Source organism: Rhodococcus sp. IEGM 27, assembly GCF_033142305.1.
GTDB classification, from domain to species: Bacteria; Actinomycetota; Actinomycetes; order Mycobacteriales; family Mycobacteriaceae; genus Rhodococcus_F; species Rhodococcus_F oxybenzonivorans.
Genome location: NZ_JAWLSG010000045.1, coordinates 1 through 508, shown reverse-complemented (window position 1 = coordinate 508; position 508 = coordinate 1). Strand labels below are relative to the sequence as shown.

The 508-nt window shown below is 69.9% G+C and carries 1 pseudogene; it reads left to right on the top strand.

From position 1 onward, the window contains the following. Positions 1-508 (top strand): annotated as a pseudogene (locus tag R4P95_RS33440) (IS481 family transposase); the annotation flags it as partial.

Sequence of the window (508 nt, the reverse complement as noted above, 5' to 3'; positions counted from 1 at the left end):
CCGACCACGGGATCTCCCGCGCCACCGCCTACCGGCACAAGAAACGGATCGAGGAGGACGGCCGGTGGACCGCCCGGTCCCGCCGGCCCTCTTCCTGCCCGCACGCCACCGCGTGGGAGGTGGAGGCCGAGATCGTGCGGCTTCGCCTGAACCTGCCCCATCACGAGCGCGGCGCCGACACCATCGCCTACCACCTGAACGCGGTCGCCGAGAAGCAACACTGGTCCGAGCAGGGCTGGACCATCCCGTCCCGGGCCACGATCAACAAGATCCTCTCCCGCTACCACCTGGTGATCCCCGAGCCGAAGAAACGCCCGAAATCGTCCTACCGCCGGTTCTGCTACCGCAAACCCCGCGACTGCTATCAGATCGACGCCACCGAACTCCGGTTGGCGACCGGGGCCAAGGCCACCGTCTTCGAGGTCCTCGACGACTGCACCCGCACCCTGGTCGCCACCCGGGTCGCGGACGCCGAGACCGCCGCCGGGGCGATCGCGGCGATCACCGC